Source organism: Bradyrhizobium sp. P2_E8, assembly GCF_056403875.1.
Map to the genome: position 1 here is coordinate 1 of NZ_JBFUES010000171.1, position 10,002 is coordinate 10,002.

Below are 10,002 nucleotides of genomic sequence, written 5' to 3' on the forward strand. Positions count from 1 at the left end.
GGGCATATACTCTCGCACCAGGACGGCAACCGTTCCGGAAAAATTTGGGAGATAGCCATGAAAGCCGTTTCGATACTTGCCGCTGGTCTTTCTGTCGCCGCCATGTCGATCACTCCCGCGACGGCCGGACCACCCGCGAATGCCGCAGTCACGAGTGATCCGAGCGCCAAGATCGGATGCTCCTTTGCTGCTGGCCGTATTTCGTCAACGTGCAAAGACGCACGCTACAAATCCTACGGCGAGTGCACGACGGCGGGCACCAAGATGGGTTACGCACCATTGGAGTCCTATTGGTATTGCTCCAGTCTAAGGCTCAAGAGCTAACAGAAATCACATCAAGATGTGCTGAGGCCGCCCTTCAGTTGGCGGCCTCTTTCATATCCGGGCCAAGCCCGCGATGTTGCCTTTTTTGGCAGGGGCCGACGAAGGATGCTAGCCGGGGAAGTCGCGGAACTCCTTGACGAGATTAAACGGAATTTTCCACCCGGCGCCTCCCCCGCGCATCAGCATCTTGATGTCTTCCGCCCTGTTTTCTTTTCTGGTTTTCGGATCGGTCTCCAGCGTGTGGCCTTGGCTGTCCCAAGGTTTGCTCGCGCTCTTCGAGTAGTAGCCGAGAAAATGCCCAGCTTCATGGGCAGACGTGTTGGGCCCGCGTTGCGAGCTGATGAAGGCAAGGTCCAGCGATCGAGCAAACGAGCCATTGGCGAGGCCGCCATTGGACCAAACCTTATCGACGCAGAAAATGGTTAGATGGGCGCCCTGGACTTTGTGTTTGACGAAGAAGCCCTTCAGTTTTTCGACGTCGATCACATCGGGAAAGGTCGCCAGGCTCGCATCCTTCATGCCAGTCGCATTGGCGAGCTCCTGTTTGACGGCAGCCTGCGAGTCGTCGACGACCAGCCAGTCGCTTGGCACCCGCTCGAAGCGGATGTTGGCCTGCGGCCTCCATATATTGTTCATCGTCAGCAATTCATCTTGCTCGCTGCAGGGCTTCTTGGCGTGAAACGCCGGAGCGCCGCCACTCCCCGGAACCATGACATTGCGGAACGCCACCTTGATCTTGATTTCTGGCAGCACGACGACATGGAGCTTGGCTTCGATCTTCCGGCCGGCCGACCGGGCCACCACCTCCAGGCCGGGAAAGCCAATCGGCTTAATCCGGCCATTGATTTCGAAAAACCGTGCATCGCCATTGAAGGTGGCGGGAAGTGACGCCGCCCTGAGCTGCGGATCGATATTGGGTTCGGAGAAGATGTCTCTGGCTTGCATTACGCGTCTAAGGGTATCGGCGCCATCGATCTCCTTGATCCCGAGGGCATGGGCGTTAGGATCGACTTTGAGCTTTCTTCCGGGATCGATCAGCGCCACGATGTTGGAGCCGCCGAACGGCACGACCATGCCCGGCGGGCTGCGGCGCTCATCGATGCCGGAGCGGCGGAAAACCTCTTGAAAAGCGGCCATGTCTGCTTTTCCTGTCCTAGTTCGGTCCGTCAACGCGAAATTTTGCGCGCGGAATTGAGAGCCTCCTTCGGCGGCGGAAACACGATCTGGCCGGCCCCCGCGGCGATATGCAGAAAATTTCAGCGGCGAAGTTTCAGGGCCAGTCCCTCCGCAACAATTGGGCACGGACGGCAGTGGGCGTAGCCTACTACGCTTTCCGGAGAACGCGGAAGGCCAATCAATGTCCGCTAATGGCCCGTTCGAGACATGCAGGTCCGATCTGACGATGTCGGCTTATCCGGCCAGACCGGAAGTCATCACATCGGGGTAAACCGACGCGATTGACCCGGAACGGACATTGCCAACGGCGCAATTCACTTCAATGGCGCAGATAGCGCCAGCCGACGACGACACCGCTCACAGAGACGATGGCGCCAAGGATCGACAGCAGCCAAACCACGATGTCCCAGGCCGGGCGATACGTCAGCAGAAACCGGAAATCGAAACTGTGCAGCGCGTTGAACAGCCAGCGATAGGTGCGACGGCTGCCGTCCACGCGGCCGATGATGTCGCCCGTAACAGGGCTGATGTGAAACCACGTTCTCGCATCATCGTCGAACATCGCCCGCAAGACCGGCAATTCGCGGTCGTGATGATGCGCATACCAATAGGCATCGTACTCCCTGAGGATGCGTTGCTCCGCAAGACGTGCTCGCGGCAACAGTTTCGTTGCTGCGGTCCACACACGATCCTGCGGGAGTGTCATAACCTCGCCCGACATCACATCGAGCGGCCGCTGCGCGCCATCACGCGATGCGGCGATCATCATCGGATTGCCATCGAGCCAGACAAAGCGCGCTTCGACCACGGCGGATTGCGGCGCCGGCAACTTCGTCGCGATCGTCGGCGCATCGTGGCCGGCATAGCGTTGCAGCACCTCGCCCGTCGTGTTGCGGTTCGCAAAATATCCGCCGGGGTTTAGCGAAAGCCAGCCAGAGAACGTCCAGGTCAGCACGAAGACGCCCGCAATCAAGCCGGTGACATGGTGCCACGCCATCCAGCCACGATAGGGCGTGATCTTGCCGCTCGCATACCGCCGCCTCAGCCGTACGCGCAGGATGCCGATCCAGATGCCGGTGGCGCCGACGATGAGGCAGATTCCAGAGATCCAAAGCACGACCAGCCGCCACAATGGCCCATCCTTGCGCAACACGGTCGGATAGATCCAGTGTGGAATCGAGCCGAGCCAGTTCCAGACGCGCTCGGTGTGGTTGGTATCGAGCACAGTCTCGCCGGAGCGCGAGGAGACATAGAGCTTGGTGCCGGCATCGTCGCCGAGCGCAATCAAGTAGAGCGGTCGCAGCGGATCATAACGGGCAGTTACGCTCCATTGGTCTCGGTCGATGATCGCTTCGAGCCGCGGTGATTTGCTCGCGGGATGATGTTGCACGACGTCGAGCGCCTGCTGTTCGGAAATGCCAGTGATGACGTGGCCATCGGCTGCAGAGATCGTCTGCCGTTTGCTGTCCCAGCCCGTCATCCGATACACCGGCTCGTCGGCCAGCATGGAAAGCCGGAGATCGCGCGGATAGCGGGTGGCGCCTGCCATCTTCATCGCGTCGTCCGGCGACAGCGTCACCTTCTCCCATTGAATGTCGGGAAGCGCTGCCAGTCTTTCCTTGTCTGAAAGGCTGGGAAAGGCGACGTACATCATCACCACGCCGGAAATGAACCACATGGCGAAAAACAGGCAGGTAGTGATGCCGATCCACCGGTGCCCGATATACAGCCACCGCCGGAGCGTTCGTTTCAGGGCGCGTGCCACGCTCAGAACTTCACGTTGACCGCGAGCTGAGCCGTGCGGGGCATGCCGAGCAGCCACTGTGTGGTGCCGCCCGAAGTCGTGTACACCTCGTCGAACAGATTGTAGACGCGGAACGACACGGTGGTGTTGAGATCGGGCTTCCACTGCACACTGGCATTGACGATGTTATAGGCCGGGCGCGTCATCGTGTTGGCATTGTCCGCGTAGGTCTTGCCGACGATCTGCACGCCCGCATTGGCCGACCAGTTCGGCGCAAAGGCCCAGGTCGCCCAGATGTTGGAGACGGTCTGCGGTATGTTGACCGGCACGTTGCCGGCATAGTTCACGGCCACGCCACCAACCGATTGCACGAAGTCGTCATACTTCGCGCGCAGGAAGGCGGTGTTTGCATCTATTCGCCAGCCATAGTCGAGTAGGAATCCGACTGATGCTTCGATCCCACGCGATGATTGCTGGCCGACCTGGACGGTGAGCGAAGGAATGTTGGGATCGCGTGCCAGCAGGTTGTTCTTTACGATCTCGTAGCCGGCCAGTGTCCATTCACCCCGGCCGCCCCAGAACGATTGCTTGACGCCGATCTCGATCTGTTTGCCTGTGGCCAGATCGAAGTTCTTGTTTGCGGAGGACAGCGAGATGAGCCCTCCGACAGGGTCGACGGCCGTTGCATACTGGCCATAGAATGCGAGGTCCTTCATCGGTGTATAGACCGCACCGGCGCGCCAGGTTGTCGAGGAGAACGACTTCTCGAAGCTGTTGGCGGGCGTGACATGGTCGGTGCGCGTGATGGTCGGGTCATCCTGGCGGATACCGGCAATCAAGGATAGTTGCTCGGTCACCGACAGCCGGTTTTCGGCAAACAGCGCATACTGGTTGGTTACGCTGCCGTAACTGGGAATCGTGGCGTTCGGGCTGCTGAACAAGCCTGGAACGAAGTTGAACGGGTTGACGGACGATGAGCCGCCATAAGGCGAATTGTTGGTGTGGGTGAAATTGATGCTGTTGACGTCGAAGCCCGCCACGAACTCATTGGCCATGCCAAGGACGTGCCCGCGGAATTTCGCATCCAAGCGATTGCCGACTTGCTGCTGATCGTGAAAAATCTCGATGTAGCTGCTTCGATTGATCAGGCCGGTGGCGGGATTGTAGGCGTAGCTCTCGACGTCCTTCCAGTGCCTCTTGGAGTTCAGGTAGTAGAGCGTGTTCTGGATCGAGATGCCATCGGCAACCTGCCATTCGGTCTTCACCTGGTTCCAGCTATCCTGGTATCGGATGTGACTGTCGCTGACATTGTAGTTCTTGAACCGGAGAGATTCATTAAGTATGCCGTTGATCAACGGCGTTCCGAAGTACCGCGATGGGTTGCGGTCACCGTAGTCCGTGGACAGCGTCCAGGTGACGTCTTCGTTCTGCCTGATCTGGACCACGGCATGAAGCGCGACATTCGAGGTGTCGTCACGATCAACCCATCCGTCCGATATGTTGCCGGTGGCGGTGATCCGATAGGCCACGTCCTTGCTAACCGGGCCGCCGCTATCCACGGCAATTCGCCTCGTCATGTTGCTGTCCAGCGAGACCTCTGCCTGGTTGCGAGCGACCCACGACGGCAGTTTCGAAACGATGTTGATGGCGCCGCCGACCGCACCGGCGCCATACATCACCGACGCAGGGCCGCGCAGCACTTCGATGCGCTCAGTCGACCACGTGTCGAACGGAAAGGTCACCGTCCCGGCACCGATGTAGAGCTGGGTGCCGTCGTACAGCGTCATGACGGAGCCAAGGCCCGTGAAGCCGCGGGTATTGAACGAGACGCCGCCATTGCCGGGGGCCGGGCTCGCTGTGAAACCGGTCGCGTTTTGCGTCACCGCGTCCAGGATGTTCTGCTGGCCGCGCTCGGCGATGGTCTCGGCTGATATCACCTCCACGCTGGCCGGCGTCTGCAGTCGCGTGAGGCCGAGGCGGCTGCCGGCCGTGCTCGCACCGGTGAGGTTGAGCGTCGGTGCGGCGAACGCCGGACCCGTCGGGTTCACAGTCGGAGCACGCGAGTCGCCAGTTACACTTCGTTGTTGGCGTGAGCGCGCGGAGCGCATTGCATCGCTGCGTCGGGTGCTGCGGGCATTCGGCTGCCTCACTGGCGGCTGCACCACCACAGGGTCGAGCGTCTGGCCCGGCCTTTCGGACTGCGCCCAGCCGTCGGTCGACAGCACAAGGCAGGAGAATGCAACTGAACGGAGCAACGCGCAGCGCTGCCGTGGCGCGGAAATTTTACGGGAGGTCATCAATAGTCTCGCGATAACGTGGCACGTCACCGCGAACGCAGTTTGGCCGCTGCCTCAAGAGGAAGACAGCTCAACACTCATCAGGACACCCCGCCCAATGTGCTCGCGTGTGACCACGACTGACGGCAGGTCTCCTGGCTCGCGGGTCGCTGCCTGTCGCCGCCTTCCCAAGCCCGCAGGCCCAGTGGCTTTTGACGAAGGCTCGCCGCTTACAGTTGCGGGGGCAGCCACGGCGTTGGGGGATCCCCGCACCGTATTCCCTATTGATCTCCCGAAAGAGAACCGTCGCAGGCACCCTAATTTTATTTGCAAAGGACTGTCAACTGGCCATCGGGCTGCGGCGGAAAGCAGCGCGCTGTCCCGATCGCCCGACCGAGCGGGGATTGCCAAAGTCCTTAGCTGGCGACCACCCGGGGGCGGCCTTTCGTCTGTCTCGGGCCAAGTCAGGTTGTGGCCCAAACACGAAGTGCAGACGAAACGCCAATTTGTCGGCTCATAGGGGTAGACCGGAAGCAGACGGCGTGCCGCCTGAACGGCGCATTTTGACCCGCAACGGACATTAATGGCTTGACCCAATGCAGATCCATTGGGTTGATAGGATTTGCTTTCAGGTGCAATGGGTGGGCGTAAGCGCGAGGCGCACGGATGGAGTTGCCCGCTACACTGAACCTCATTGACTTGACGGTGAGCGCACATCGAGAGCTCACAAAACCCGGGCGACTGCGCCTCGACCGGTTGAGAAAGCCTGGCAGGGGCGTGACGGCACTGGTTTATGCAGCGACGCTCCTTGTGGCGTTTACTGCAGCTTGCGCATATGCCGCTGACATAGCTTATCTGGCTCCCCCCGGAGTTGCGGCAAACGAGTTTCCCTCACCACAGCGCCCTGTTGCACGGATTGTCAGCTCACGCCGCTCCGCCGAAGAGCGCCGCGACGCTCTCGATGAGGCCGGCCAGATCGCACGCGTTCTTGAACTGAAACCTGGCATGACAGTCGGCGACATTGGTGCAGGCAGTGGCTACCACACGGTCAGACTCTCGTACCTCGTCGGACCCGCCGGCTCTGTCGTTGCCCAGGAAGTCACGCGGGATTACCTCATAGAACTCGCCAGGCGAACAGAATCTCTGAAGTTGACGAACGTGCAATTCGCGCTCGGCGAACCACACGACCCGCGTCTGCCCGCTTCGTCGCTGGATGCCGCAATCCTTGTGCACATGTATCACGAGATAGCGCAACCCTATGCCTTCCTCTACAATCTCGCGCCCGCCTTGAAGCAGGGTGCACGGGTCGGAATTGTCGACCTCGAGCTTCCGACGTCGAAGCATGGCACGCCAATCGAGCTCCTGCGCTGCGAATTGACCGCCGTCGGCTATCGCGAGGTCGCCACATATAAGCTCGCAGGGGATGGAGGGTACCTGGCCGTATTCTCTCCGCCGGAGGTAGCGGGTCGAAAATCTCCCCGCGACATCGTTGCTTGCAGGGATCCTGCCGGCACGCGCTGACACCACGCCCGCCGCCCGTCTCAGAAGCGATACGCGAACATGTCCGAGCGCCCGACCGGCGCGATCGACCCAAAACGGCCGTTGACCCAAGACCTGCCCATCCTGTCTACTCAACTGAGTGGTGGCAACGTGTAAGACAATGCTGACGCAAATTTACGAAGTCGCGACACCTGCGGAAGCCGAGGCGATATCTGCAATCGGCGTGGATCATGTCGGCGTGCTCGTCGGCGATGGAGCCTTCCCCCGGGAGCTTCCGGTTCAGAAGGCGTTAGCGGTCATGAAGATGATGCGGGCGCCGTCCGTACTTTCCGCGCTGTTCCTTTCGGCGGATGTCGCTCTTATCGAACGGATGKCGAGAGAGCTTGATCCGCCCATTGTTCATCTTGGTGCATCAAGCGAATTGCTTACGCCCGATCTTGTCGTGGCGCTGCGAAAGTCCCTGCCGAAGACCAAATTCATGCGCAGCGTACCTGTCGCGGGACCTGAGGCAGTAGGCGTGGCGCAAGCATATGATGGGGTTGTCGATTGGATCCTGCTCGACAGTCATCGCACGGGTGATGTGCAAATCGGCGCGCAGGGCGTGACCCACGACTGGAGCATCAGTCGAACGATAGTGGAGAGTGTTCGCACCYCGGTCATACTTGCTGGTGGCCTCGGACCGGACAATGTCAAAGAAGCTATTCGGTCGGTGCGACCTGCCGGCGTTGATTCGAAAACAAGAACGGATCGAGAGGGCACTCACTCAAAGGACCTCGGCAAGGTGGAAGCCTTCTATCGCGCCGCGACGAGCGGTTAGATCGCACTTCTCTTCCTGGCCCATCGCGTCGGTGAGCGCAACGCAGCGGCTTGTCCGGGGTCCGGCGCGAACCGGAGGTCGCCGGCTAAGGGTAAACCGACGCGGCGGCCCCCAAGCCGGCTATTCCCGAACTATTCAGTTTCCGTCAGGTGCTCCGCGCGGAAAGCCCACGACGCCCGTCAGGGACCTCCATCTCCCGCCCCCGCACGGCCTCACGACGTCTTCTGCTTCGCCTCCACGTATCGTGCGAAGCTGTCGAGGATCGCCTGCCAGCCGCCTTGCTGCTGCTCGACCGAGTGTGTCGGCTCGCTGTCGAAGACGACGCGGACGACAATGCCATTCGGGCCGGGCGCGAACTCGACCTCGGCCTTTCGATCGCCGAACGCGTATTCGATCCGCTTGTGCTCAACGATCTTTGTGTAGGTGCCGGCGAAGTCAAAGCCCATGCTGCCGTCCTTGGCCTCCATGCGAGACGAGAAGAGGCCGCCTTCTCGCAGGTCGACCGTAGCCTTGGTCGTATGCCAGTCGTCGGACGCGGCGTTCCACTTCACGATGTCGGCAGGCGTCGTATAAGCGCGCCAGACCCGATCGATGGGGGCTGCTACGGTGGTTTCGACGCTGATCCTCATGAACATTGCTCCTGTTTCTATTTTCACGGCTCAAGGTGACGGCATCACCGACGTGTGCGGGGTCCATCCACGGCACTTCCGAGATGTGTCCGCCCAAGGACGATCGAGACCGGTCCATGCCGACATGGTCGAGCCGTCAATGTCTCAAAAATGCGATAGCGGGCAACCAGGTGCGCCGTGATGAGGTTCAAAGCCCTGTCAGATCGTTATTTTCCGAGCTGTTGAAGCACGGCGGTCCACAACGCAAGCGGTTCCCTGAGGCCTCCCGGCTCGGACGGCTTTTTGCGAACGGCAGTGTGCACCATGACGAGTTTCGAGGCGGGATCGACCAGGATGACCTGACCGCGTATGCCGAGCAGGGCAAATCTGCGCTGCTCGCCAGGGAGGAGCCACACCTGATAGCCGTAACCGAAATAGGGTGTGGCCACTTGCGGAGCGAGATGACCATCGCCTGGTCTGACGGTCGTGGCATCCAACAGCCACTGTCGCGGGATCAACTGACGACCCTCCCAGGCGCCGTCGTGTGCGAGCAACCGGGCCAGGCGCGCATAGTCGCGCAAGGTTGCGTTGAAGCAGCAAAAGGCAATCTCTTGCCCGCTACCGTCTATCGCCCATGAGGCATCCGCTTCGGTGCCGATGGCGTCCCAGATCCGGTCGTGGAGATAGTCGGCAACCGGGGTGGCCGTGGCGGCGCGCAGGACCAGGCCCAGTATCTCGGTTTCCACGCTTGCATAGTGCCATTTGGTCCCCGGCGGTGCGGTTCGGGTATTGAATTGCGCGACGACGGCGGCGGGATCTTTTGTCTCTCCAACGAACAGGGCTCGCCCAAGCCGGGCTATGTCATCGTTCCCATCATAGTTTTCCGAAAATTCGACGCCCGAAGACATGTTCAACAAGGCCCGGATGGATGTGTTTCCATATTCCGTTCCTGCAAGGCCAGAGACGTAGGTTGAGACGAGATCGTCGATCGACTTGATCCGTCCTTCCGAGACCGCGATCCCGACCAGCATGCCGACCAGTGTCTTGGCCATGGACTGCGAAAGAAAGCGATCGTGGTCGGTCCGCGAATATTGATAGTGCTCGTACAGGATGGTGTCGTCCCTGGCGATCAGGAGTCCTGTCACCGGGTTGCGCTTGAGGTAATCCGCGATGCTCAGCCGTTCCGTGCCGAAACTGTAGGCGATCGATGGTTCTGGCGCGCGTTTGAATTGCCAGGGCGCCGTCGCGCGAGCGATCGCGCGCGAGGGGTAGATCTCGCCGAAATGGCTGTAGACCCCGACGAGCTTGTCAAGCTGGGTGGTGGTCCCCCGCGTGCCGACTGGATAGCCTTCGGCCGCGCCGTAGATCTCGGCATCGGGGCCGCTATCCGAAAAGACCGGTCCCGGCTCGCCGGGAGCGCTTCGGACGTCCTGTGCGCATGCCAAGGGCGCCCAGAGCGCGGAGACGAGAATGGCGGGCAACAAAAACCCGCGGCAACCGCGCGGCCTGCAGAGCGCTCCCCAATTCATTGGACTTGCCTCCTCACACGTTCTTGTG

Annotated in this window: 7 protein-coding genes, 1 pseudogene and 1 riboswitch; of the genes and pseudogenes, 3 read left to right on the forward strand and 5 right to left on the reverse strand. The window is 60.7% G+C overall.

What is annotated here, in order from left to right; genetic code table 11:
• A pseudogene (locus tag AC1D00_RS12310) lies at nucleotides 1-324 on the forward strand (hypothetical protein); the annotation flags it as partial.
• 108 nt (nucleotides 325-432) lie between these two features.
• On the opposite strand, the gene AC1D00_RS12315 reads toward AC1D00_RS12310, so the two are convergent.
• From AC1D00_RS12315 to AC1D00_RS12325, 3 genes are all read right to left on the reverse strand, one after another.
• The gene (locus tag AC1D00_RS12315; RefSeq protein ID WP_477010858.1) at nucleotides 433-1,461 is read right to left on the reverse strand and encodes a hypothetical protein; all 1,029 of its coding nucleotides are present in this window, start codon (nucleotides 1,459-1,461) and stop codon (nucleotides 433-435) included.
• Nucleotides 1,462-1,819: 358 nt separating this feature from the next.
• Nucleotides 1,820-3,265: a PepSY domain-containing protein gene (locus AC1D00_RS12320; protein WP_477010859.1), complete on the reverse strand. Its 1,446-nt coding sequence runs from the start codon at nucleotides 3,263-3,265 to the stop codon at nucleotides 1,820-1,822.
• Nucleotides 3,266-3,267: 2 nt separating this feature from the next.
• Nucleotides 3,268-5,541 carry a TonB-dependent receptor gene (locus AC1D00_RS12325; protein WP_477010860.1) on the reverse strand — a complete coding sequence of 758 codons (2,274 nt, stop codon included), beginning with the start codon at nucleotides 5,539-5,541 and terminating at the stop codon, nucleotides 3,268-3,270.
• 107 nt (nucleotides 5,542-5,648) lie between these two features.
• A riboswitch (cobalamin riboswitch) is annotated at nucleotides 5,649-5,843 on the reverse strand.
• Between the two features lie 454 nt (nucleotides 5,844-6,297).
• Here AC1D00_RS12325 and AC1D00_RS12330 point away from each other — a divergent pair.
• Both AC1D00_RS12330 and AC1D00_RS12335 read left to right on the forward strand, forming a co-directional pair.
• Nucleotides 6,298-7,041 carry a class I SAM-dependent methyltransferase gene (locus AC1D00_RS12330; RefSeq protein ID WP_477010861.1) on the forward strand — a complete coding sequence of 248 codons (744 nt, stop codon included), beginning with the start codon at nucleotides 6,298-6,300 and terminating at the stop codon, nucleotides 7,039-7,041.
• Nucleotides 7,042-7,180: 139 nt separating this feature from the next.
• Nucleotides 7,181-7,837: a phosphoribosylanthranilate isomerase gene (locus tag AC1D00_RS12335; protein WP_477010862.1), complete on the forward strand. Its 657-nt coding sequence runs from the start codon at nucleotides 7,181-7,183 to the stop codon at nucleotides 7,835-7,837.
• A gap of 212 nt (nucleotides 7,838-8,049) precedes the next feature.
• On the opposite strand, the gene AC1D00_RS12340 is transcribed toward AC1D00_RS12335, so the two are convergent.
• Together AC1D00_RS12340 and AC1D00_RS12345 are read right to left on the reverse strand one after the other, a co-directional pair.
• The gene (locus AC1D00_RS12340) at nucleotides 8,050-8,466 is read right to left on the reverse strand and encodes an SRPBCC family protein (RefSeq protein WP_025575903.1); all 417 of its coding nucleotides are present in this window, start codon (nucleotides 8,464-8,466) and stop codon (nucleotides 8,050-8,052) included.
• A 206-nt stretch (nucleotides 8,467-8,672) separates the two neighbouring features.
• Entirely contained in the window at nucleotides 8,673-9,926 is a 1,254-nt protein-coding gene (locus AC1D00_RS12345; RefSeq protein WP_477010863.1) for a serine hydrolase domain-containing protein, read from the reverse strand.
• Nucleotides 9,927-10,002: the final 76 nt, after the last annotated feature.